General features: G+C 72.3%; 20 protein-coding genes. 11 read left to right on the top strand and 9 right to left on the bottom strand.

Annotated features, from left to right (window positions below; translation table 11 throughout):
- Position 1: 1 nt before the first annotated feature.
- From OWM54_RS16215 to OWM54_RS16205, 3 genes are all read right to left on the bottom strand, one after another.
- Entirely contained in the window at positions 2-1,066 is a 1,065-nt protein-coding gene (locus tag OWM54_RS16215; RefSeq protein ID WP_267698088.1) for an alpha/beta hydrolase-fold protein, read from the bottom strand.
- Positions 1,067-1,141: 75 nt separating this feature from the next.
- The gene (locus OWM54_RS16210; RefSeq protein WP_267698087.1) at positions 1,142-2,050 is read right to left on the bottom strand and encodes a TIGR01777 family oxidoreductase; all 909 of its coding nucleotides are present in this window, start codon (positions 2,048-2,050) and stop codon (positions 1,142-1,144) included.
- Positions 2,047-2,622 carry a peroxiredoxin family protein gene (locus OWM54_RS16205; RefSeq protein WP_141330957.1) on the bottom strand — a complete coding sequence of 192 codons (576 nt, stop codon included), beginning with the start codon at positions 2,620-2,622 and terminating at the stop codon, positions 2,047-2,049. Before OWM54_RS16205 ends, OWM54_RS16210 begins: the two co-directional genes overlap by 4 nt.
- A gap of 112 nt (positions 2,623-2,734) precedes the next feature.
- Between OWM54_RS16205 and OWM54_RS16200 the strand changes: the two genes are divergently transcribed.
- The 11 genes from OWM54_RS16200 (at position 2,735) to OWM54_RS16150 (ending at position 13,348) form a co-directional block, all read left to right on the top strand.
- Positions 2,735-3,820: a polyprenyl synthetase family protein gene (locus OWM54_RS16200; protein ID WP_141330955.1), complete on the top strand. Its 1,086-nt coding sequence runs from the start codon at positions 2,735-2,737 to the stop codon at positions 3,818-3,820.
- Between the two features lie 7 nt (positions 3,821-3,827).
- Positions 3,828-5,384, top strand: a complete 1,557-nt coding sequence (locus OWM54_RS16195) for a phytoene desaturase family protein (RefSeq protein ID WP_223745969.1) — start codon at positions 3,828-3,830, stop codon at positions 5,382-5,384.
- Positions 5,381-6,397 carry a phytoene/squalene synthase family protein gene (locus OWM54_RS16190; RefSeq protein WP_141330951.1) on the top strand — a complete coding sequence of 339 codons (1,017 nt, stop codon included), beginning with the start codon at positions 5,381-5,383 and terminating at the stop codon, positions 6,395-6,397. The genes OWM54_RS16195 and OWM54_RS16190 overlap by 4 nt, the downstream gene beginning before the upstream one ends.
- Positions 6,398-6,577: 180 nt before the next feature.
- The gene (locus OWM54_RS16185; protein ID WP_223745970.1) at positions 6,578-8,035 is read left to right on the top strand and encodes a phytoene desaturase family protein; all 1,458 of its coding nucleotides are present in this window, start codon (positions 6,578-6,580) and stop codon (positions 8,033-8,035) included.
- Positions 8,035-8,958, top strand: coding sequence for a carotenoid 1,2-hydratase (locus OWM54_RS16180; RefSeq protein ID WP_141330961.1), 924 nt, complete (start codon positions 8,035-8,037; stop codon positions 8,956-8,958). Before OWM54_RS16185 ends, OWM54_RS16180 begins: the two co-directional genes overlap by 1 nt.
- Before the next feature lie 82 nt (positions 8,959-9,040).
- On the top strand, positions 9,041-10,168 hold the full coding sequence (locus OWM54_RS16175) for a glycosyltransferase family 2 protein (protein ID WP_267698084.1): 1,128 nt from the start codon (positions 9,041-9,043) through the stop codon (positions 10,166-10,168).
- Positions 10,165-10,545: a lycopene cyclase domain-containing protein gene (locus tag OWM54_RS16170; protein ID WP_267698083.1), complete on the top strand. Its 381-nt coding sequence runs from the start codon at positions 10,165-10,167 to the stop codon at positions 10,543-10,545. The genes OWM54_RS16175 and OWM54_RS16170 overlap by 4 nt, the downstream gene beginning before the upstream one ends.
- Positions 10,542-10,898 carry a lycopene cyclase domain-containing protein gene (locus OWM54_RS16165; RefSeq protein ID WP_046711043.1) on the top strand — a complete coding sequence of 119 codons (357 nt, stop codon included), beginning with the start codon at positions 10,542-10,544 and terminating at the stop codon, positions 10,896-10,898. The genes OWM54_RS16170 and OWM54_RS16165 overlap by 4 nt, the downstream gene beginning before the upstream one ends.
- Entirely contained in the window at positions 10,895-11,572 is a 678-nt protein-coding gene (locus tag OWM54_RS16160; RefSeq protein ID WP_141330941.1) for a lysophospholipid acyltransferase family protein, read from the top strand. Before OWM54_RS16165 ends, OWM54_RS16160 begins: the two co-directional genes overlap by 4 nt.
- Positions 11,569-12,435, top strand: coding sequence for a MerR family transcriptional regulator (locus OWM54_RS16155; RefSeq protein WP_267698082.1), 867 nt, complete (start codon positions 11,569-11,571; stop codon positions 12,433-12,435). Before OWM54_RS16160 ends, OWM54_RS16155 begins: the two co-directional genes overlap by 4 nt.
- 13 nt (positions 12,436-12,448) lie before the next feature.
- A complete protein-coding gene (locus OWM54_RS16150; RefSeq protein WP_267698081.1) occupies positions 12,449-13,348 on the top strand; it encodes a MerR family transcriptional regulator in 900 nt (299 codons plus the stop codon).
- On the opposite strand, the gene OWM54_RS16145 is transcribed toward OWM54_RS16150, so the two are convergent.
- From OWM54_RS16145 to OWM54_RS16120, 6 genes are all read right to left on the bottom strand, one after another.
- Positions 13,311-14,387 (bottom strand): WD40/YVTN/BNR-like repeat-containing protein, encoded by a 1,077-nt coding sequence (locus OWM54_RS16145; RefSeq protein ID WP_267698080.1) that lies wholly within the window; start codon positions 14,385-14,387, stop codon positions 13,311-13,313. The genes OWM54_RS16150 and OWM54_RS16145 overlap by 38 nt on opposite strands.
- Before the next feature lie 35 nt (positions 14,388-14,422).
- Positions 14,423-15,913 (bottom strand): ADYC domain-containing protein, encoded by a 1,491-nt coding sequence (locus tag OWM54_RS16140; RefSeq protein ID WP_267698079.1) that lies wholly within the window; start codon positions 15,911-15,913, stop codon positions 14,423-14,425.
- 160 nt (positions 15,914-16,073) lie between these two features.
- Positions 16,074-20,510, bottom strand: a complete 4,437-nt coding sequence (locus OWM54_RS16135) for a protein kinase domain-containing protein (protein ID WP_267698078.1) — start codon at positions 20,508-20,510, stop codon at positions 16,074-16,076.
- Positions 20,507-22,339 (bottom strand): sigma 54-interacting transcriptional regulator, encoded by a 1,833-nt coding sequence (locus tag OWM54_RS16130; protein WP_267698077.1) that lies wholly within the window; start codon positions 22,337-22,339, stop codon positions 20,507-20,509. The genes OWM54_RS16135 and OWM54_RS16130 overlap by 4 nt, the downstream gene beginning before the upstream one ends.
- Positions 22,340-22,419: 80 nt before the next feature.
- Positions 22,420-23,100 carry a hypothetical protein gene (locus tag OWM54_RS16125; protein WP_267698076.1) on the bottom strand — a complete coding sequence of 227 codons (681 nt, stop codon included), beginning with the start codon at positions 23,098-23,100 and terminating at the stop codon, positions 22,420-22,422.
- Positions 23,101-23,105: 5 nt separating this feature from the next.
- Positions 23,106-23,597 carry a hypothetical protein gene (locus tag OWM54_RS16120; RefSeq protein WP_267698074.1) on the bottom strand — a complete coding sequence of 164 codons (492 nt, stop codon included), beginning with the start codon at positions 23,595-23,597 and terminating at the stop codon, positions 23,106-23,108.
- Between the last annotated feature and the right edge of the window lie 141 nt (positions 23,598-23,738).

Here is a 23,738-nt window from a genome sequence, read left to right as displayed (position 1 = left end):
ACTACCGGCGTTTGGCGGCGGGGGTGGGAGGGAACAGGCACTCCAGCCCACGCACCACGTCATCCCGCCAGGCCGTGTAGTTGTGACCTCCGCTGTACTCCCGGTCCTCCACCCGGTGGCCGCTGGCCCTCAGCAGGGGGGCGATGCGCTGGTTTCCCTCCAGCAGCCCCTCGAACCGGCCGCAGCTCATCCACACCTCCAGCGGGCGGCGGGGCACCTGCCGCGCCAGGTCGAAGACGACGAACTCGTGGTTTTCCACCACGAAGGCGCCCGACTGGGACAGCACCCGCCCGAAGGTCTCCGGCGCGCGCAGGCCGATGAAGAGCGACATCAGTCCGCCCAGGGACGAGCCCAGCACCCCATGGGTGCCCGGGTGGTGGCGCTCGTCCACCAGGGACAGGTGCTCGCGGGCCAGGGGCAGCACCTTCCACACCAACAGGCCCACCGTGTACTCGCTGCACGCGTACTCCACGTCGCGCATGGGGCCGCCATGGGAGACGAGCGCGAGGGCGACGGGGCTCATGCGGCCATCGGCGATGAGCGTGTCCACCAGCTCCGGCAGCCGCACGCGGCGCAGGTACTCCTCGCCGTCGAGCACCACCACCAGCGGCACGGGCCCCTTCGTCGGCGGGGCATACAGGTGCACGGTGCGCTGGCCCGTCAGGCCCGTGTCGGACATGTCCACGCGGTGCCGGGTGACGCGGCCTCGGGGAAGACCTCGGGGCCTGCGCGAGGGGAGGGCGGGCCCGCCGTCGGGCATGTAGAAGACGTGGTTGCTCTCACCGAAGCCGTTGTCACAGACGCGCGCGTTGAAGTCGTCCCGCACCCGACGGCCCTTCGCGTCGAACAGCGCGTACTCCACATAGGCGTCCCGGGGCAGCGCCAGCGAGCGCGTCCAGAGGCCAGGGCCCGCGCGCTCCAGCGGCAGCGGCTCGCCCTTCCAGTCCTGGAAGTCCCCCTGGACGAAGACGGGCCCGCGCCCGCGCCACACGAAGGTGGCGGTGTCGCCGATGATGACGGGTGTCCCTTCCGCTCGCGCTCGCGCTTCCAGCTCCCTGGCATCCATCCCGCGTCGCTCCTGGGCAGTTCCCGCCGCTGTTTCTAGCCCGAGTCACCCACGCGCGCGCCCGGGCTTCGTCGCTCAGCCGAGCAGCTGCTTCAGTGCGCCTTCCAGCTCCGGGAAGCCGAACGCGAAGCCCGCCGCCCGGGCTCGCGCGGGCAACACCCGCTGGCCCTCGAGCACCACCTTGGACATCTCCCCCAGCGCCGCCTTCACCATGAAGGCCGGGACATGCATCACGCTGGGGCGCCCCAGCGCGTGGCCCAGCGCGTGAGCGAAGGCCGCGTTCGTCACCGGCTCCGGCGCGGTGGCATTCACCGGCCCCTCCAGCTCCGGGTGCGCCAGCGCGAACTGGAGGAGCGCCCGCGCGTCGTCCAGGTGAATCCAGCTCACGTACTGCTTGCCGCTGCCCACCGGCCCTCCGGCGCCCAAGCGGAACGGCGGCAGCATCTTGTGCAGCGCGCCGCCGTCCGGATGCAGCACCATGCCCATGCGCACCACCGCCGTGGGAATCCCCGCCTCCTCGCGCGCCCGGAGCGCCTGGGCCTCCCACGCCACGCACACCCGCGCGAGGAAGTCGTCGCCGGGGGCGCTGTCCTCCGTCAGGGCCTGCGCCTCGCGAGCGCCGCCGTAGTAGCCGATGGCCGACGTGGACACGAAGCGCTTCACCGTGCCCGCGGCCTTCATCGCGTCCACCAGCACCCGCGTGCCCTGCACCCGGCTGTCGTGGATGCGCTGCTTCGCGTCCTTCGTCCATCGCTGCGCCACCGGCTCGCCCGCCAGGTGCACCACCGCGTCCACGCCCGCGAGCGCCTCGGGCGCCATCGCCGTCCGCCCGTCGAACACCGCCCCCGTCACCCCCGCGGGCAGCCGCTCCAGCGCCCGGGCCACGTCCCGCGTGAGCACCTGGACCTGATGGCCATGACTCAACAAACCCTGGACAAGTCCCGGGCCCAGGAACCCCGTGGCCCCCGTCACCGCCACCTTCATGGGGTGGCTCCCGGGGCGGCCGGCGCGGCCACCGGCGTCGTCAGGTCCACCCCCACCAGCTTGCTGAGCGACTCGAAGAAGGCCGTCTGCTCCTCCGGCTTCATCTTCCCCGAGTGTCGGTAGACCAACACTCCCTGTGCATCCAGCAGCAGCACGTTGGAGGTCTTCAGCGGCAGCGTCCACGGCGCCTCGCCCATGGCTCCTTTCAGGTCCACCAGGATGGGCACGCCCACCTTCTTCTCCTCGTCCCGGACGTAGGAGAGGGCAATCTGCCGAGCGGGAAAGAAGTCGAACTTCATGAGGTTGGCCACCGCCACCACCGTGGCCGCCCCCAACAGGTTGCGCTCCTTGCCCCGCGCGAAGAGCTCCTCCTTCAGCCCGGCGTTGAGCTTCGTGGAGTCCTTGTCCTCATAGAAGAGAATTACCGGTTTTCCACGCCAGCGAGAGAGACGCACCTCTTCTCCGCTCGAGGTTCGTAACGTCGCGTCCTGCGGACCGTCCGGAAGGTTGGACGCGAGGGCTCCCTGGGAAAGCAGGGCGGCCGCCAGTGTGCCGGTGATCCACGTCTTCATGAGGTGACCCCTGGTGGACAAGGTTGATACAAACCATGGACATAGCCTTGACAAGGCCTGGACGCAAACGTTACCTCTCAGCAGCAGCCGCCTGAATCCGGAGGATCAACCGATGGCCCTTCCCCGTCCCGCTGTACAGCCGATGTCGGGCGAGCTTCCCCTGGAGCAGGCCTGGCTGAAGCTCGTGCAGGCACAGGTGGAGACGTCGTTGGGCGAGCTGTTCGACCTGCCGGACGAGGCCCGCCTGGACGCGCGCTGGACGTGGGCCATGGCGCAGGCGCGCACGTACGCCCTCAGGCCGGCCAAGCGGGTGCGGCCGGCGCTGGTGATGGCGGGGCACTGTCTGGCGAAGGGCACGCCGGTGGTGCCGGGCGAGCTGTGGCGCTTCGCGGCGGGGCTGGAGCTGCTGCACACCTTCCTGCTCATCCATGATGACGTGGCGGACCGGGCGCACCTGCGGCGGGGCGGCGCGGCGCTGCACCACCTCCTGGCGCCGGGGCGCGGCGGCGAGGACCTGGCGGTGGTGGTGGGCGACCACCTCTTCGCGCGCTCGCTGGAGGCCATGCTGGAGTCGGGCCTGCCGGGCGTGGCGAGGGTGGTGCGCTACTACCTGTCGGTGTGCCGTCACACGGCGGCGGGCCAGTACCTGGACCTGGCGCTGGGCGGCGCGCCGCTGTCGCAGGTGTCGCTGTTCCAGACGCTGCGCGTGGCCTACCTCAAGACGGCGCGCTACGGCTTCTGCGCGCCGCTCGTCTGCGGCGCCATGCTGGGCGGCGCCAGCCCCGAGCTGGTGGCGGGGCTCGAGCGCGTGGGCCGTCAGGTGGGCCTGGCCTACCAGCTGAAGGACGACCTCATCGGGCTCTTCGGTGACTCGAGCGTCGCGGGCAAGGCGGCGGACGGCGACTTCATGCAGGGCAAGCGCACCTTCCCGGTGCTGGCGGCCTACGTGCGCGCCCCGCCGAGGGCCCGCGAGGAGTTGGAGCTGCTCTGGTCGCTGCCCGAGTCGCTCAAGGACGCGCGCGCCCTGGCGCGTGCCCGGACGCTGGTGGAGGAGTACGGCGGCCGTGAGGCGTGCGAGCGGTTGGTGACGCGCGGCTCCCACGCGGCCCGGCGCGCCTTGCACTCGCTGCCCAACCCCAACGGGGCCCGGGACCTGTTGGACGCGCTCATCGCGCGGCTGGCCCATCGCATCGCCTGAGGACCTCATGAGCTCGCGAATCCAGGGCAGACGCGTGGTGGTGGTGGGCGCCGGAGTCGGAGGTCTGGCCGCGGCGGCGCGGCTGGCGCACCAGGGCTTCGACGTGCGCGTCGTCGAGAAGACGGTGGGGCCGGGAGGTCGCTGCAACCGGCTGCGGGTGGAGGGGTTCACCTGGGACATCGGTCCCACCATCGTGCTGATGCCGGAGGTGTTCGAGGAGACCTTCCGCGCGCTCGGCCGCCGAATCGAGGACTACCTGACGCTGCTCAAGTGCGAGCCCAACTACCGGGTGCACTTCCGCGACGGCTCGGACGTCACCTTCACCTCCGAGCTGTGCGCCATGGGGCGCGAGCTGGAGCGGGTGGAGCCGGGCAGCTACGCGCGCTACCTCGCCTTCCTCGCCCAGGGGCGTGTCCAGTACCGCACGAGCCTGGACCACCTGGTGGGCCGCAACTACGAGGGCATCACCGACTACCTGTCCCCGCGCGTGCTCGCCCGCATCCTCCAGGTGCGCGCGCATCGGCGCATGTACCCGGACGTCAGCCGCTACTTCAAGGACGACCGGCTGCGCGCGGCGATGACCTTCCAGACCATGTACCTGGGCGTGTCTCCCTTCGAGTCGCCCGCGGTGTATGGACTGCTGCCCTTCACCGAGCTGGGCGTGGGCATCTGGTTCCCCAAGGGGGGCCTGTATGCGATTCCGCAGGCGCTGGAGAAGCTGGCGCTCGAGGAGGGCGTGCGCTTCCACTACGGCACCCCCGTGGAGCGCATCCTCACGGAGGGCGGCCGCACCACCGGCGTGAGGCTGGAGGGTGGCGAGGTGCTGGAGGCGGACGCGGTGCTGTGCAACGCGGACCTGCCCTACGCGTACGAGAAGCTGCTGGACCCGGAGGCCACCACGCTCAAGCGCCGCGAGTCGCTGCGCTACACGTCCAGTGGCTACATGCTCTACCTGGGGATGCGCCGGAAGTACCCGGAGCTGGGGCACCACAACGTGGTCTTCGGCCACGACTACAAGGGCTCGTTCGACGACATCTTCCAGCGCTTCCGCGTGCCGGACGACCCGAGCTTCTACGTCAACGCGCCCACGCGCACGGATTCGTCGCTCGCGCCCGAGGGCAAGGACTCGCTCTATGTCCTGGTGCCCGTGCCGCACCAGCACCCGTCGCTCGACTGGAAGGTGGAGGGCCCCAAGGTGCGCGCCAAGGTGTTCGCGCGCCTGGCCGAGCTGGGCCATCCGGACCTGGAGTCGGACATCGAGGTGGAGCGTGTCTTCACGCCCGACGACTGGGCGGGCACGTTCAACCTGGCCAAGGGCAGCGCGTTCGGACTGGCGCAGAACTTCCTGCAGATTGGTCCGTTCCGGCCGTCCAACCAGGACGCGCGGGTGAAGAACCTCTTCTTCGTCGGTGCGTCCACGCAGCCGGGCACGGGGCTGCCCACGGTGCTCATCTCCGCGCGGCTCGTCACCGAGCGGCTGATGTCGTGGGCTCGTGACCGCGGGGTGAAGTTGTCCCCGCGCGCGGACCCGGCGAAGTCGGTGGCGGCGGAGGTGGCGGCATGAGCACGACCGACGAGAAGGCGCTGGTGCGTCGGGGATACTGGCTGGCCCGGCGGGTGACGCGGCATCACGCCAAGAGCTTCTTCTTCGCCTCGTATCTGTTGTTCGGTCAGCGCCGGAAGGCGGCGTTCGCGCTGTATGCGTTCTGCCGGCGGCTGGATGACCTGGTGGATGAGGCGGGGCCCGACGGCGAGGAGCTCGCGGTGCGGTTGGACCGGGCCCGACGCATGGTGGCGGAGCTGTACGTGCCCATGCCGGAGCTGGCCTCGCGCGAGCTGGGGCCCCCGAATGACCGGGTGGCGGGTGTGGCGGCGCGCTCGCCGTGGGACGCGGGGGAGTTCGCGGCGCTGGCGCACACGGTGCGGCTCTACCGGATTCCGGAGCAGCCGTTCCAGGACCTCATCTCCGGCATGGAGATGGACCTGACGAAGAACCGCTACGAGACGTGGGAGGAGCTGGACCTCTACTGCTACCGCGTGGCGGGCGTGGTGGGGTTGATGTTGACGCCGGTGCTCGGGTGCTCGGACGTGTCGGCGCTGCAGCCGGCGGCGGACCTGGGCCGGGGCATGCAGCTCACCAACATCCTGCGCGACGTGCGCGAGGACCTGGAGCGCGGCCGCGTGTACCTGCCCGCACGGGAGTTGGCGCACTTCGGGCTGTCCGAGGAGGACCTGCACCGCGGGAAGGTGGACGCGCGGTGGCGGGACTTCATGCGCTTCCAGGTGGCGCGGGCCCGCGTGTACTACGCGCGCGCGGCGCAGGGGGTGCCCTCGCTCACCGGGTTCGGCAGTCAGCGCATGGTGCGGCTGATGGGCGCCATCTATGGCGACATCCTCCGGGAGATTGAGGTGCGCGACTACGACGTGTTCAGCTCGCGCGCCTTCGTGCCGACGGGCCGCAAGCTGTCACTGGCCGCCGCGACGTTCCTGCGCCCCATGAGTGTGCTGCCCGCGCCCCTCGGCGAGGCGCGCGTGCCGTTGCTGCCGAGCGAGGCAGGGGGCCGACACCATGGCTGATGCGTGTGTTCGGAGGCGGAGGGGGCCCGGCTTCCACGCGAAGCGGGGCGATGACGCCATGGGGGACGTACGTGCTCGCGGGCGTTTGGAGCCGCGGCGAGGGGGGCATGGCCTCCGCGCGATGCAGGGTGGTGACGCCGCGGAGACCCCGTGCGTTCGCGAGTGCCCGGAGGCGCGGTCATGAGGGCCTCCCGGGTCGCCGTCATCGGTGGAGGCATCGGCGGGCTCACCGCCGCGGGGCTCCTGGCGAAGGAGGGCCACGCGGTGACGCTGTTCGAGGGCAGCGCGTCACTGGGCGGCAAGGCGCAGGCGGTCACCGTGGACGGCGTGACGCTGGACACCGGGCCCACGCTGTTGACGCTGCCGGACCTGGTGCGTGGCACCTTCGAGCAGCTGGGCGCGATGGACCTCCTGCCTCCGCTCACGGAGCTGGAGCCGCAGTGCTCCTATCGCTTCTCGGATGGGTGCTCGTTCACCGCGTACAAGGACGTGGAGCGCACCGCGGACAGCGCGGGGGACGTGAAGCCCTCGGAGCGTCGAGGCATCCGCGGCTTCTACGCGGAGGCCGCCGCCATCTGGGCCGCCGCGGGTGAGCCCTACCTGGAGGCGCCCTTCGAGGGCATGGCCGGCTTCATGGGCCGCGTGGCGAAGCGGGGCATCGGCGCGGTGCTCGCGGGCATGCAGCTGTCGTCGCTGCACGCCCTGGCGGTGAAGCACCTGCGCACCGAGCACCTGCAACAGTACGTGGGGCGCTTCGCCACCTACGCGGGCGCGTCGCCGTACGAGGCGAGCGCGGCCTTCGCGCTGATTCCTCACATCGAGCACGCCTACGGTGTCCACCATGCGCGCGGTGGCGTGGGCGCGCTCGTGGACGCGCTGGGACGCGCGGTGCGCAGGCTGGGCGTCACGGTGCACCTGCGGACGCGGGCCCGCTTCGAGCGCACGCACGAGGGCTACCGCGTGGGCCCGGAGGAGGACGGCGCGCTGTTCGACGGCGTGGTGGTGAACGCGGACCCGCTGGAGTCGCTGCGGCGCGAGGGCGAGGCGCTGGCGCTCTCCGGCTTCGTGCTGCTGCTGGACGTGGAGGGACGACTCCCGCTGCCGCACCACGCGGTGCTCTTCGGCAGCGACTACCCGCGCGAGTTCAGGGAGTTGTTCAGCGGGCAGCTCGCGTCGGACCCGACGGTGTACTTCTGCAACCCGTCCGCGACGGACCCCACGATGGCCCCCGTGGGCCGCACGGGCCTGTTCGTCATGGTGAACGCGCCGCCGTTGTCAGGCGGCCCTGGGGCGCTGGAGACCAGCGCGCGCGAGTGGGAGCAGCACGGCGAGCGGGTGAAGGCGCAGATGTTCGAGAAGCTGTTCGCGCACCACCCGGAGCTCCGGGGGCGGGTGCGTGTCATCGGCCAGCGCTCGCCGGTGGACCTGGCGGCGCAGGGCGCTCCAGGGGGCTCCATCTACGGCTTCCTGCCCCACGGCAAGCTGGGGCCCTTCCGGCGTCCTCGCATCCGGGGCAACACGCCGGGCCTGTTCTTCGCGGGCGGCGGCACACACCCGGGCGGTGGGGTGCCCCTGGTGATGCTGTCCGGCCGCTTCGCCGCGGAGATGGCCTCCGCGCATCTGCGGAGGGGCGGATGATGAACACCTTGCGAGACATTCCGGCGCTGCCCGGCGAGGCGGGGGCCTATCGCTGGTTCTACGCGGACGTGACGGCGGGTCCGTTCAGCGCGGTGTGCATCTTCATGCTGGGCTCGCTCTTCTCGCCCCGGTACTCGGTGGCGGCGCGTCGAGGCGGACGACCCATGGAGTACAGCGCGGTGAACTTCGCGCTGTACCACGAGGGCGTGCGTCGTCTGTGGGTGCTCAGCGAGTATCCGCACGCGCAGATGGAGTCGCCGGGGCGGCTGCGCATCGGCCGCTCGACGCTGACGTACGGCGAGGACGGCGCGGTGCGGATGGAGGTGGACGACTGGACGGCGCCGTGGGGACGGCCCGTCAGCGCGCGCCTCACGTTGGAGCCGCTGACGCCCATGGGCGAGGTGGTGCGGTTGATGCCCGAGCTGCCGCACTACTGGCAGGCCCTGGCGCCGCGCGCCAAGGCGAAGCTGGAGGTGTCCTCGCTCGGCGTGACGGCGGAGGGGCTGGGGTACCACGACACGAATCACGGTGAGGAGTTGCTGGGCGCGCGGCTCGCCGGCTGGCACTGGGCGCGCACGCACCGCGAAGACACGACGGTGGTGGACTACCACCTGCCGGATGGCGTGGCCCCGCTGCGGATGACGGCCTGTTCCAGCGGTGTGCGCTGCGAGCGTGGCGAGGAGCCTCAAGCCCGGCCCACGGTCATCACCGGCTGGGGCCTTCGCGTGCCCTCGCGCCTGGAGTCGGGCAACACGGTGGTGGGGCAGGCGCGGCTGTTGGAGTCCTCGCCCTTCTATGCGCGACTGGAGGCTCGCAAGGGCGCGCTGGACTGCATGGGCGAGGTGGCGGACTTCCGCCGGTTCCACTCGCCCTTCATCCGGTGGATGGCCCACTTCCGCACGCGCCTGGGGAGGGCGGCATGAGTGTGCCGATGGGGTGGATGAGGCTCGCCTCGGCCTTCAGCGCGATGACGCCCACGCGCCACGCGTGCTCCGGGAGGGCGGCATGAGTGTGCCGGTGCTCCTGGTCCTGGGGTGGGCGGTGCTCGCCACGGGCTTCAGCGCGGTGACGCTCGTGCGGCTCCTGCGCATGCGGACACGTCGCGCGGCGCGAGCCCCCTCGACGGCCCGCGTGCTCCTGCTTCGTCCCGTCGACGCGCCGACTCCGCGCGAGCTGGAGAATCTCGCGCTCCCCATCGACTTCGCGGGTGAGCTGGAGCAGGTGGTCGTCTCGCCCTACCGTCCGCGCCTCGGCCCGGACGTGCGCTGGTTGCCGAGCGACCCGCTCACCCCGAACCGCAAGGTGGGCCACCTCCTCTACGCGCTCTCGGTCCTCCCCATCGAGGGGCGCGTGGTGCTCGCCGTGGACGCGGATGTCGCGGTGACGGGCGCGCTGGTGGAGGGGCTGGTGGCTCCGCTGCTCGCCGGCGCCGCGCTGAGCACCGCCGCGCCCACCCCCGTGGATGCGCGCGACGGCGCGGGCCGCGCGATGGCGGGCCTGCTGCGCTACACGCACCACAGCTTCCTCGCGCTGCACGCGATGAGCGCCGGCGCCCCGGCCGTGTGCGGCAAGGCCCTGGGCCTGTCCGCCGAGGCCCGGGCCTCGCTCGAGTCCCTGGCCGACCACATCGGCGAGGACCTGGAGTTGTCCAAGCGCCTGCACGCGCGCGGGCTCGACGTGGCGCTGAGCGCCGCTCCCGCCGTGGTGCCGCTGGGCGAGGTGGGCTCGTGGGACATCCCCCTGTCCCGCTTCACGCGATGGATGCGAGTGCTCGCGAGCCACCGGCCCGGCCTGTACCCCACCGTGCCGCTGCTCTTCACGCCCACCGTGCCGCTGGTGCTGTGCGCGGCGCTGCTGGGCTCGCCCGCGTTGTCCGCCGCCGTGGCGCTGCTGGTCGCCGTGCGCGCGGCGCTGGCACACCGGCTCGGGGTGCTCGGAGCGCCCCAGGGGCCCGTCCCAGGACGCGGCCGCGCCTGGACGGACTGGCTGCTGGGAGAAGTCTTGCTCCTGGCGGCCTTCGCCGTTTCACTGGGCCGGCAGGGGACGGTGACGTGGCGCGGACGGACGTACACCCTCTTGCGCGGTGGCCGCATGGTCCGCGTGTCGCCAGAGCTGACGGGAGGACCCGGATGACCTACGCACGTTTCCTCGGGCTGTTCGTCGTACTGCCCATCCTCATCCAACTCTGGCGCTACCGGCGGACCTTCTCCGCCAGGTCGCTGGCGCCCATGGGGATGCTCCTCATCGTCGTCTACGCGGCCACGTCCCCGTGGGACAACCTGGCCGTGAAGTGGGGCCTGTGGGGCTTCGACGCCGAGCGCATCTGGGGCATCAAGCTGGGCTACCTGCCGCTGGAGGAGTACCTCTTCTTCGGCCTCCAGACGCTGCTGGTGGGCCTGTGGGCCCGCGCCCGCCTGGCCCGCGCGCTGGAGGCTCCGTCCGCCGAGACGAAGGCCTCCGCCGCGGCGCCGTCCGAGCGCGCGCTGTCCCCGAGCGAGGTGTCGCCATGATGGAGTCGCGCTGGGCCTACCTCATCCACCTGCTCGCGTGGACGCTGCCCCTCATCGCGTTCCAGCTGGTGGTGCTCGTGCGCCACTACAAGGAGCGCTCGGGCGCGGTGCTGCGCGCGGTGCTGCCGCCGGCCTTCATCCTGGGCCTGTACCTGGCGGTGGCCGACCACCTGGCCATCTCCACCGGCATCTGGAACTTCGGCGAGGGCAAGCACCTGGGCATCTACCTGGGCCTCGTCCCGCTGGAAGAGGTGCTCTTCTTCGTCATCACCAGCGTCCTGGTGTCGCTGGGGCTGGCCCTGTTCACGGGGCTGGCGGAGCTCGTCTGGAAGAAGGAGGCGCGCTCGCCGTGATTCCCGCGGCCAAGGGAGGCCCCTTCGGGTGGGCGCTCGACCGGTACATCGGGTGGAAGTTCCGCTCGGCGTTCCGGGGGCTGTGGGTGCGCGGCGAGCTGCCGGCGTCCGGGCCGGGGCGGCTGGTGTACCTGAACCACACCAACTGGTGGGACGGCTTCATGCTGCACCAGCTGTCGCGCGTGGCGGGGTGGGACGCGTACTGCCTCATGGACGAGGAGAACCTGCGGCGCTACCGCTTCCTCGCGCGCATCGGCGCCTTCAGCATCCGCCGCAAGGACGCGATGTCCTCCATCGAGTCGCTGCGCTACGCCAAGGAGCTGCTGCGCCGCCCGCGCGCGGCGCTGTATGTCTTTCCCGAAGGCGAGCACCGTCCCTTCGGCGAGCTGCCCCTGCGGCTGGAGCGCGGCGTGGAGATGCTGGCCCGGGTGGCGAAGGTGGAGTGCGTGCCCATCGGCGTGCGCTACGCCTTCTTCGAGCACGAGCTGCCGGACGTGTTGTTGGAGGTGGGCACGCCGCATCCACCCGGACCGCTGTCCGTCTTCCAGACAGGCCTGGAGACGGTGGTGAAGCGGCTCATGACGACGACGAGCCTGGAGGGCTTCACGCGCAAGGTGTCCGGCGCGCGGGGCGTGGCCGAGCGGTGGGACGCGGCCCGGGGAGTCCAAGCATGATGTTGCGCATCCGCACCATCTCCCGCCTGACGGGCGTCCGCGAGGCGACGCTGCGCGCGTGGGAGCGCCGCTACGGCTTCCCCCGGCCGCTTCGCAGCGAGGGCAACAACTACCGCGTGTACTCGCGCGAGGAGGTGGAGGCCGTCCGCCGCGTCGTCCGCCTCATCCAGCTGGACGGTCTGGCGGTGAGCGAGGCCATCGCCCAGGTGGTGTCCTCGCCGCTCAAGACGATGCCCGGCGCGGAGCGGCTGCAGGAGCGCTTCTGGAGCGCCGCGATGCTGCTGGACGAGGACGAGCTGTCGCGCGTGCTGGACGAGGCCCAGCGCTCCATGGACGTGGACACGTACTGCGACGGCTTCCTCATGCCGCTGTTGCGAGAGATGGCCACGCGGGTGGACGTGGCGCGCGAGCACCTGGCCTCGGGCTACCTCCGCCAGCGGCTGCGCCAGGTGCTCTCCAGCCTGGAGACCACGGCCGGCGGGCCCCGGGTGCTGCTGGCGTGTCCCCGGGGGGACTCGCACGAGGGGGGGCTGTTGGGCCTGGCCGTGCAGCTCAAGCGCAAGGGCTGGCGCACCACGTTCCTGGGCGCGGACACCCCCGCCGAGGCCCTGCGCGTGGCGTGCGAGCAGGTGCGGCCGGACCTGGTGGCGCTGTCCTTCGTCCACGGGCGGTCGCCGGAGGAGTTCCTCACGGTGCTGTCCGAGGCGCTGCAGGCCTGCGCCCTCTCGCCGGTCGTGGTAGGAGGGCCCGGCGCGCGCGAGCACCTGAAGACCGTCTTCACGCTCGGGGCGCAGTTCGCCGAGTCGTCGCAGGAGTTGATAGCCCTCTGGAACCAGGTGCGGACCGCGCAGAATCGCCCCTGAACCGTCCGCCCCCATGGCCGAGCGCACCTACCGAATCCACGTCGCGGCCGAGCTGTCCGGGGTTCGGGTGGAGCTCATCCGCGCCTGGGAGCGGCGCTACGGCGTGCTCCAGCCGCTGCGCACGCCCGCCGGCTACCGCGTCTACACGGAGCGGGACGTGGCGCTGCTCAAGCGCCTGAAGAAGCTCACCGACGAGGGCGTGGCCATCAGCGAGGCGGCGAAGATGCTGCCGCAACTGCTCGCCGAGCTGGACGCGGCGGGCGTGGCCTCCGGGGAGGACCCGCTGACCTCGGGCTCGGGGCTGGACTTCTGGCGCGACGCGGCCCTGCTGGCGGCCGAGGCGTATGACCAGGGCGGCGTGTCCGCGGTGGTGGACGAGGTGCTGTCCGCGCTGCCCCCCCTCAAGGCCTTCGAGGGCGTGCTGGCCCCCCTCCAGCGCGAGGTGGGCGAGCGCTGGCACCGGGGCACGCTGACGGTGGCGCAGGAGCACCTGGTGACGCAGGTGGTGCGCGCGCGGCTGGTGAGCCTGCTGCACGCGGCGCCGCAGGGGGGGCGCAAGCACGCGCTGCTCGCGTGCCTCCCGGAGGAGGAGCACGAACTGGGCCTGCTCGCCGTGGCCCTGCGCCTGCGCCACGCGGGCCACCGGGTGACGCTGCTGGGCCAGCGCGTGCCCGCCGTGGACCTGGGCCGCGCGGTGACGCGGCTGCGTCCGGACGTGGTGGGGCTGTCGGCGGTGAACAACCCCGGCGAGGCCGTGTTCGAGGCCACGCTCACCCAGGTCCTGCGCGAGCTGCCCCCGGGCATCCCCGTCTGGGTGGGCGGCGCCGCGGCGGTGGCCCACGCGGACCTGGTGGACCGGCTGGGCGCCCGGCTGTTCAGCGCCGAGGGCGACTGGGCGCGGCTGGTGGGTTAGCCCGGGACGGCCGCGCGCGTTGGAGCGTGGCGATGAGGCCCGCCTCCCCCACGGCCCAGACGCGGTTGCCCGAGCGCGAGGTGGAGACGGCGTGGAAGCCGGTGGAGCCCAGGGGCATCCACGTGCGCGCGCCGTCCACGGACAGCTCCGAGCCGGACGGGCCCACGGTGACGAGCGTGGGGCCCGGCGCGCCGTGCACCTGCGCGACGCACGAGCGATAGCCTGCGGGCCGTGTTCCCGGGGGCACCGTCCACGTCCTGCCCCCGTCCTTCGTGAGGGCCAGGTTGCCGGTGGCGTCCGTGGGACGCTGGTGGTTGCCGCCCACGGCGATGCCCTCGTGCTCGCTCCAGAAGAGCAGCGAGAAGATGCCGCCGCCGTCGCCCGTGGCCAGGGGCGTGGTCGCCACGCTCCAGGTCTTGCCGCCGTCGGCGGTGCGCACCACGCGGGCCGCCTTGCCGCCCAGGCCGAACCACGCCTGCCGGGGGGCTCGCACGGTGATGCTGGTGCCGCTGGCCGCGAAGCCCGCCTCGCCCGGCAGCGCGGGCGGGAGGGCCTCCGCGGGGAAGGGGGTCCAGGTGGCGCCGCCATCGGAGGTGGTGATGACGAGGAAGCGGCCCTGCACCGGGTCGCTGAAGGCCACGCCGTGGCGCTCGTCCCAGAAGGCCATGCCGTCGAAGAAGGCGCCGGGCGTGGTGTTGGTGAACTGCAGCCGCCACGTCTCGCCGCCGTCCTCCGTCTTGTAGATGCGGGACTTGTCGCCCTCGCCGATGGAGAGCAGGTACGCGGTGGTGGCGCTGAAGGCGTCCACGTCCCGGAAGTCCAGCGCCTCCGCGCCCGGCACCTTGCCCGGCCTCCACGTCTGGCCTCCATCCGTGGTGCGCACGAAGGTGCCCTGGTCTCCGCTGGCCCAGGCCACGCGGGCGTCGACGGCGCTGACGCCGCGCAGCCTCACGGAGGTGAGGCTCGGCTGGGTCTCCCACCGCATGCCCGCGCTCCCCACCGACAGCATCGCGGCCAGAAAGATGGCTCCCGTCATCATCCCTGAAGTCCTCCTCGTGAGGACGGGAGGCTAGCTCACGGCTGGGGCGGGGCCAGCGATTCGTTGGATTGGGAGTTGTTGAAGACGACGCTCTGGTAGCGCTGGGCCGCCTCCTGCGCGTTGTCGCAGATGGGCGAGCACTTGGACGCGGTCGAGACGTTGTTGGGGTCGCGGCAGTCGTTGATGACGTTGCCCTCGGAGTCCTCGATGGGGGGCTGCAGCTCCACGCACCCGGCCTGCAGGTGCTTCCAGCGCCAGTGGCTCAGGCACGCGGGGCCGTTCGTGTCCCACCCCGCCTCGAACCTCATGTCGGAGCTGCCGCCCGCCTCTGGCGCGGTGATGATGTTGGGCGTCAGGGCGTCCCATGGCTGGATGGGGGTGCCGTCCTGGGTGAAGGGCGTGCCGTTGCCGCAGTAGTCCGCGCGGGCCATGCGGGTGCAGGCCCAGTGGGCCTTCGTCACCGCGCCCGGCGAGGCGCCGTCGAGCCAGGGCTTGTAGCCCCAGCGGTAGCACTTTGCGAGCACGCCCGGGTCGCAGCCGAGGGTGAAGCTGTTGGGGGTCTCCTGGCGCGCGCCGCTCGCGTTGAAGTAGCCCTCCAGGGGCACGGCCCAGGCCCAGCCCACGGCGGGATTCGCGCCCGTCGTGCACAGGTCGACGGTGGTTCCGGACGGGGGCGTCACCTGCACGCGGTAGAGGAAGGTGGCGCCGGTGGCGTCCCAGATGCCGGGGGACTCGGGGATGGTGACCTGGTTGGCGTTGACGGCGTCCACGACTTCAATCGTGGAGTTGTAGTGCGCCGTCGAGAGGCTGCGCAGCTGCGTGCCGATGAGCTGCTTGCCGCGCAGCTCCTTGTGCTCCGCGGGGAAGCGGCCGCCGCTGGCCCTCGGCGAGGCGCTCCAGGGCTGCCCCGGGAGGTAGGGCCCCGCGAGCACGGTGAAGATGCCGCTCTTGGGACAGGTGAAGCGCACCGAGGGACATTCGAGGGGACAGCTGGGGTCGGGCTTCACGATGCCCTCGGACGAGCCGAGGTAGCCCTGGCGCGCGTGCTCACAGGGCTTCTCCCCCGCGCAGACGCGCAGGACGGGGCGACCGGTGCAGCTCCCGGTGGTGCCCGCGCACTCGCCGCTGTCGAGCGTGACGACGGTGTCCGGAGTGCACACGCCCTGGCCCTTCACGGTGAAGCCGCAGGTGCGCGCCGCTCCCGACTCGGCGCGCAGGAAGCAGGGGCTGAGGCTGGCGGTGGTGCCCGAGACGGCGAGCGGCATCTTCGCCGCGAGCTCTCCGCGGAAGACTCGCAGCAGCGCGGGGCGGCGGACGTTCTCGAAGAGGACGGTGGCGGGGTCGTAGAAGAACGAGCCGATGCTCGTGCCGTGGAGCTGGGTCCCCTGGGAGTGGGAGTCGTCGCCGTCGGCGCGGAAGTCCTGGACGGCGAGCTGGGGGGAGGCTTCCTGGGGGGACAGGGGCTCGCAGGCGGCGAGCAGACACAGACACAGCGCGGATGACAGCAATCGCGAGACGGCGCTCATGCGAGGGACCTCGGGTTCGTTCAATCCATCCAGACGCGGCGCGGTGGAGCATCCGGCATGCCATGGACGGGGCAGGGGACACACGGTGCGTCACGGGGTCGGGGTGGCAAGGGCTGCCGGCAAGACTTGCCGGGGTCGGGCGAGGCTTGCCGTCCGGGCCTCAGGGCCGAGGGGTGGCGCACACGCGCAGGCCAGTGAGGGCCTCGCGTTGGGTGGGCTCGACGCGGTCCCGGTTGGCGGAGTGGGCGGTGAGGTCGCTCTGGTACCAGCTGCCGCCCTGGGCGGAGGGCTTGGTGGGGTCCACGCTGGAGCGGGTCCATTCCCAGACGTTGCCGGCGAGGTCATCCACGCCGAAGGGACTGCGAGAACCGGGGTGGCTCCCCACTTCGTCGGGGCCGAAGCCCCAGGGCTCGCGGCCGTAGGTGACGTCGTGGTTGGCGTCGTCGGGGGAGAGCCAGTCGCCGGAGGGGTAGCGGCGGCCGTCGGCGCCTCGGGCGGCGCGCTCCCATTCGTGCTCGGTGCAGACGCGGGCGCCGGGGACGCGGCCGGTGTGGTCCAGCCAGGCGACGTAGGCGAGGGCGTCCTCGAAGGAGATGGCGGACACGGGGAAGCGCAGCCAGTCCTGCTCGGCGCGGCGGGTGCGCTTGCCATAGCGGAGGGGCTCGCCGTCGAGGACGCTGTAGCTGGCGGAGGCGGGGCGCAGGTTGAGGCGCCAGCGGCCATCGGGTTCGCGGGCCAGGTCCACCACGGTGAGCCGGCGCCGGGAGCCCGGCATGCGCGCGGCGCGCTCCTCGGGGGAGAGGGTCTCGAGGAAGGCGATGTAGTCGCCGAAGGTCACCTCGTGACGGGCGATGAGGTACGCGCCGGTCTCGACTTCGTGGAGGGGTGGGGCGAAGAAGAAGGCGCGGCGCAGGTACTCGCTCTCGGACGCGCCTTGCAGGAAGCGGCCGGGCGGGATGTAGACGAAGCCCTCGGGGACCTGGGGGGGCTCCGGCAGGGTGAGCTCCTGGGAGAAGGATTCACCTGGGCGCAGGAGGACGGGGACTCGCACGGGGACGCGGCCGGGCGCTTCGATGAGGAGCAGGTGCGAGCCCGCGGGGAGTGAGAGGTCTCTCAGCGGTGTCTGGCCGAGGAGTGTGGTGGCGGGCTGATTCGGCGGTGCGCCCGCGGGGCCAGACCGCGCGGTGATGTTCGACTCGCTCGCGGAGTCCTGCGCCTGGCTCTCCGTGCCTGGCGTCGAAGCAGGAGGCGCGAGGTCCGCGTTGTCTGCCGTTGGCTGCGTGCCGACCGGAGCGATGTTCGTATCGCTCGCGGGCTCCGCACTCGGTGTCGATGTGGAGCCCGCGCGTGCATCCAGCAAGGTCACCCGTGCGCCTGGAGGCGACGTGATGAGGGAGATTCGCGCGGGCGCGTCGAGCCGCCGCTGTCGCTGTCCTCCGGTGTCATAGGCGGCGAGCCGTGCGAGGAGCTGCGCACGCACCTCGGGCTGGCGCTGACGGTCCGCACGCTCCACGCGCTCCGCGAGCAGGTCCGCGAGCAGCTCGTTCAACCGGGTGCTTCCCGGGTCCAGTCCCCACGCCGTCTCGAGCGCGGCCTGCGCTCGGAGGCTGAGCGTCTCCACTGCCTGCTCTTCCTCCTGGACCTGTGTCCACAGCGCCTCGGCGGCCTCGCGATTCTGGGGGCCCGGCGTGTCGAACAGGGTGAAGGCGTCCTGTCTCATCTGCTGGGCTCGCGCATCCTTCGCGCGCGCTTCGCCGTGATGTCGCCGTGCTTCGTTCAGGTGTTGGGCGATGCGTGCGTCAAGCTGCGCGCGTGACTGGACCCGGGTGACGGCCACCACCGCCAGCAGGGCGAGCGGCGCGACGATGGCCACCGCCCAGCGGGCGACGCGGCGGTGGCGCACCACCTGCCTGGAGCGCGCGAGGAAGTCCTGCTGGAGGGCGGCTCCGGGAAGGATGTTCGCGGCAGCGGCCTCGGAGAGCTGTCGCTCCGCGTAGAGCAACTCCGAGGGACGCCCCAGTCGCTCCCACTCCGCCGCCGCGCGCGCGAGCCGGTGGCGGACGGCGCGATGCTGTTCGTCCTGTCCCAGCCATCCGCGCAGCGTGTCCCAGTGGGTCAGCAGGCTCTCGTGCGCGAGCGTGTACACGCCCTCGCCACTCTCCGCCTCGCTCGCCGTGAGCAGTCGACCGCGCACGAGCCCGTCCAGCACCGCGCGACCGGTGTCATCGTCGGGCCCGCGGAGCAGCTCGTCACGGGTGCGACGCAGCCGGGTCCCCTCGGAGGTGACCAGCTCGAGGAGCAGCTCCCGTGCCCGAGGTCGCTGCTCGGGCCTCAGCCGGTCCACCACCGCGTCCGCGTGCCGGGCCAGCGCCCCCTCCACGCCGCCGAGCGCGGTCAGCGCCGCCATCGGGATGACGCCGCGCGAGACGTCGCGTGCCTCCCACAGGGCCTCCAGGACGAACTGCAATGAAGGCAGCCCACCCTCGGCGCGCGTGGCGGAGGTGACGAGCGCATCGACCAGCTCGGTGGACTCGAAGGCCACGCCGAGCGCACGCGCGGGCCCTTCGACAGCGTCGCGCAGTCCGCGCTCCGTCAGTGCGCGAACGAGGTAGAGCGCGCGAGGCAGCTCGTCGCCCAGTCCCGGCAGGGCCACCAGTCGGGTGAGACAGTCGCTCCGCGCGGTGGCCAGCACCCGGATGCGAGGCACCCGGTGCAGCGCGAGCGCCAGCTCCTCGGCGAGTCGGGTGGCCTGCGTCAGCTCGGAGAAGGTGACGAGCTCCTCGAGCTGGTCGATGAACAGGAGCACCGGATGGGCGCTCCTGCGGCGTCTGCGCAGCGCGCGAGCCAGGGCGCCCGGCTCCTCGTCGGCCACCTGTGACAGCAGCGCATCCGGGCTCTCATCGAGTATCGGCGCGAGCGCGACCGCCAATGACTCCAAGGGGCGGCGTCCAGGTGTCCACGAGACGATGTCCCACGACGTGTCACTCCCGGGGCCGGTGAGCGCGGGGAGGACGCCCGCGCGACACAGTGAGGACTTGCCGACGCCGGAGTCACCCGCGAGCAATACGAAGCGCTCGCCGCGCAGGCGGTCCATCACCTCACGCAGCTCCGCTTCGCGGCCGAAGAAGACCGCGCGGTGCTCGGCCTCGAAGGCGCGCAGTCCGCGATAGGGATTGCCGGAGGGCAGGGGCGTCGCCTGCACGGGAAGGGACAGGGCTTCGAGGGCCTCCCGGAGCGCATCGCCGGAGTCGAAGCGCTGGTCTGCTTCCAGCGCGAGACATCGGTCCACGACGGAGGCAAACCCCGCCGGCAGGTCGAGCCGTTGTCCCTCGAGCAGTGGAGGGCGATCGGCTGTCACGGCGCGACCCAGCTCCGCGAGGGGCACGTGTTGATGGGGTGCGCTGCCCGTACACAGCTCGTGCAGCATGACGCCCATCGCGTAGATGTCGGTGGCGCGACTGGCGGGCTCGCCGCGCCAAAGCTCGGGTGCGAGATAGAGCGGCGTGCCGGGCACGGTGAGCTGCGGCGCGCGATGCGCGGGAGCGACCCCGTCCCTGGCTCCTCCAGGCGCCGAGTCGTCGCCAGGGCTCGCGGGCTGCATTGGCGCGCCGAGGCCCGGGCTCATCACGCGACGCGGTGACTCAGCGACTCGCTCGCCGAAGCCTGGCGCAACGCCGAGCGCCGCTGGCGGATGCTCGAACCCTCCGCGCCCCGGAGCTGTCTCGCGGTCCGAGGGGCGAGCAGATACTGCCGGCGCATCGAGCCCCACCGTCATCGACGGATGTGCTGGCGTGCCGAGGTCCCGCGTCTTCCCAGGATGCTCCGGCTCGACGAAGCCAGGACTCATCGCGGGCTGCCCAGGCGAGTCGAGGCCCGGAGCCCGCGTCTCCGTCACCGACGCCGGTACTCCCTCGTGAGGCTCCGCCGGAGCCATCGGTCGTGTCTCCACCTCCGGCTTGCGCACAGCGCGGTCCGAGTCGAGGTGACGGCGCTCGTCCCGTGTCGACTCGACGCGCGTGCCCTGCTCGGAGCCTGTTCCCCGGTCCGTATCCGGCGTCGCGCGCGGCCCCTCCTGCGCCACGCTGTACGAACGCCTGTCCCCCGACCACGCCTCCGCCAGCCCGAAGTCGAGCAGCTTCACCTCACCGTCCTCGGAGAGGATGGCATTGGCGGGCTTGAGGTCCCGATGCAGGACGCCTCGGCGATGCGCGGCCGCGAGCCCGCGCGCCAGTCCGATGGCGAGCGCCAGCAGCCGTCTCCCCTCGACCGGCAGACTCAGCGTGTCCAGCGTCTCGCCCCGGATGAGCTCGGACACGAGATAGGGCTGTCCGCGCACCTCGCCCACGCGGTGGATGGCCACCACGTTGGGGTGCTGCAGGCGCGCAATCGCCCGGGCCTCCTGGAAGAAGCGCGCCCGGGCCCCCGCGTCCGGCAACCGCCCCGCCGGCGTCGCGATGAACTTCACCGCCACCAGCCGGTCCAGCAGGGTGTCGCGCGCCAGGAACACCTGTCCCATCGCCCCGCGTCCGAGCGGCCGGAGCACCTGGTACTCCTCGAACTCGCGGGGCGGCTCCAGCAGCCCGGGCGGAGTGCTCATCCCGTCGGTGGGCCCCGGCGCGGGGCCCGCGGTTGGAGTCCGAGCTGCTTCAACTTGAACGAGAACGTCCGGATGGGCATCCCAATCAGCGCCGCCGCGCGCGTCTGTACACCCTCCGCCTCCTCCAGCGCCTCCTGCATCCGCCGACGCTCCAGCTCGCGAATCTCCTGCGCCAGCGGCAACCGCGCGCGTCGGGACAGCTCCACGGGCGCCGCCTCGGGAGCCACGGGCTCACCCACCGGCGCCCCCCGTCCGCCGCCGAGCATGCGCGCCGGAAGATGGTGCGGCTCCACGACGTTCCCCGTCACCGCCGCGGCCACGTAGTCCATCAGGTTGCGCAGCTCGCGCACGTTGCCCGGCCACCCATGCCGCGACAGCGCATGCATCGTCCCCGACGCCAGCTCCAACCCGGGGCGCCCGAGCGCCGCGCACGCCCGCTCCAGGAAGTCCCGCGCGAGCATCGGCACCTCGCGAGGCCGCTCCCGCAGCGACGGCAGCAGCACCGTGGCCGCGCCCAGCCGGAAGTACAAATCCTGTCGGAAACGCCCCTGCGCCACCTCCGCCTCCAAATCCCGATGCGTCGCCGCCACCACGCGGATGTCGATGGGCCGCTCCCGCGTCTCTCCCACGCGGGTGATGCGACGCACCTCCAGCGCGCGCAGCAGCTTGGCCTGCGCGGACGCGGGCAGCTCGCCCACCTCGTCCAGGAACACCGTGCCGCCCTGCGCGCTCTCCAACAACCCCACGCGCGCATGGGTCGCCCCGGTGAACGCGCCGCGCTCGTGGCCGAACAGCTCGCTCTCCACCAGCCCCTCCGGCAGCGCCGCGCAGTTGACCGGAACGAAGGGCCCACCCGCACGCCGGGACCAATGGTGCACGGCGAACGCGGCGTTCTCCTTGCCCACGCCCGTCTCACCGCGGATGAGCACCGGCAGCTCGCTCGCTGCCAGCCTCCGCAGCAGCGCATACAGCTGTGCCATCGCCGGGTCCGCCACCAGCACCACGCGCTCCGCCAGCGCCAGCCGCGTGACGCCCTCCGCCGCCGACGCGAAGCCTCCCGGCGCCGCCGTCTGCGCGGCCGTGCGCGCCGCGGCCACCAGCGTCTCCGCGTCACACCCATCCGACGGACACGTCGCCGCGCCCAGCCGAGCGCGAGGGCTCGCGGACAGCAGCGCCTCCACGCGCTCCCCCAACCCCTCCTCACCCGGCTCTCCGGCCACCTCGGGCAACAGCCACAGCAGGTGCCCCGCGTCGAGCCAGCCCGCCGCCTCCGCCGGGCCCGCCTCCGACGTCAGCACCGCCTCCACCAGCTCGCGCCCCCCCGGCTCGCCGAGCGCGAGCGCCAGCACCGTCAGCGGCCGGCCATACCGCAGCGCGCGCTCCACCTCCTCGCGCAGCCGCCCCATCAACCGCTCCGAGTCCAGCGCGCGCCGCGCCGGCATGGGCCGATGCCGCGCGCGCACCACCGCCACCACCGCCCCGAAGGCGACCACGTCCCCGGACAACAGCGGCCGGGCATCGTCGATGGGCCGGCCGTTGAGGCTCGTCCCGTTCTGGCTGCCCAGGTCCACCACCCTCGGCCCCTCGTCCGTGACGAGGATGCGCGCATGTCGGCGCGAGACGCTCTCGTCCTTCAGCCGCAGGTCCGCCTTGTCGTCGCGCCCCACCAGCACCACGCCCTCCGCGGGCAGGGGGAAGCGCCACGACGACTCGCCCTCCAGCACCAGCAGGTACGCGGCGCTCGTCTCGGCGGACTCCAGGCCGGAGCCGAGGGGACGGGTGTCTCGGGCGCTGGGAGGCGGAGCGGACGACATCGAGCGGGCGTCCATGCTGGCACGCCCGTGTCGATTCGGGCAACTCGTGTGCGTCCTGGAAATCTGGAGCCACATGAAACCCAACCGGAGCCTGCTCACCGGCGCAGCGTCATGGGCAGGCGCTCACCGGTGCGCGACAGGTAGACGCGCGACGTCACGCGGCCCCCTTCGTTGTGCGGGCGGACCACCGTCTGTCCGCGCAGGCCCGGCACGCGGGAGAGCGAGATGAGCAGCTCCGCCTGGGCATCGTTCCCCTCGTGCTCCACCTCCAGCGTGCACAGATGGGTGCGGCACTCCACGCGGGTGAGCCGCGAGCCGGCGAAGTCCTTCCCCCGGAAGGACTCCGTGACGAGCGACTCGGTGCTCCCCGCCCACGCCGTGTCCCGAGGCTCGGTGTTCATCGCCACCTCCAGCTCCGCCTCCAGCTCCAGCACCCGCTCCTGGCGCCGCTGCTCGTGCACCACCATCGCCGCCTCCCGCGAGGGCGCGGAGTCCTCCGCTGCTGGCGCGTCCTCGCGCGTCTGGGGAGCCCCCTGCTCCAACGCGCCCGCGGACGGCGGCTGCTCCAGACGCCCCTGTCGTTGACGCAAGGACTCCAGCTCCGCGCGCAGCGCGCGCACCTCCCGCTCCAGGTCCGCTGGGGTGTTGGCGGAAGCCCCGGCGGCCTCCACGGGCGCGGCGCCTCCCCCAGGCGCCTCCCCCTTCCAGCTCCAGACTCCCGCGGTGAGCACGACGGCTCCCGCCCAGCCCATCACTCCCCAGCGGACCTTGGACATGGCGGCTACTCCGAGATGTAGAAGCTGGAGAGCGCGGAGTTGTAGCCGGAGTAGGGCGCCGGCAGCTCACAGCGCAGGGCGATGAAGCCGTTCGAGGACGCGAACGTCGTCGGCACGCTCAGGCTGATGGTCTTCGGGTTCGCGGTGTCGGCGCCCGACGTGCAACCCGAGTCGGAGGCGATGGCGCTGCCGTCGGGCTCCGTCACCGTGGCGGTGCAGCACACGTTCTCGGTGAGGTGGGGGTCCCTGGCGGTGACGAGGAAGGACACCGCCTCGTTGAAGCTGGGGATGGAGACGTTGCGCTGCACCGGGCACACCACCTCGAGCGCGCTGCCCGTCTGGTTGATGAGCCGGCCGCTGCGGAACATGCTGGGCGCGCTGAAGCCCGACACGGAGGTGCACAGCGAGCCCGCGTAGGTCGCCGGACCCGCGAACGTCGGCATCGCACCGAGCACCGCGAGCGCGGCCACGGACTGCTTGAACAGGTTCTTCGTCATGGAGGTCTTCCTCGTCGAGCGCGTCCCCCTCGAGCTGTCGCGTCATGCGCAACCTGGGGTGACGTGCTGACCGGGAGGAAGAGCAACGCGAGTGCCAGACAGTCTTGGCCCGGAGCGGCCCGCGAGCACGGCAAGTCTTGC

The organism is Myxococcus sp. MISCRS1 (assembly GCF_026626605.1).
Taxonomy (GTDB): Bacteria; Myxococcota; Myxococcia; order Myxococcales; family Myxococcaceae; genus Myxococcus; species Myxococcus fulvus.
This window is presented reverse-complemented; position numbering and strand designations above follow the sequence as displayed.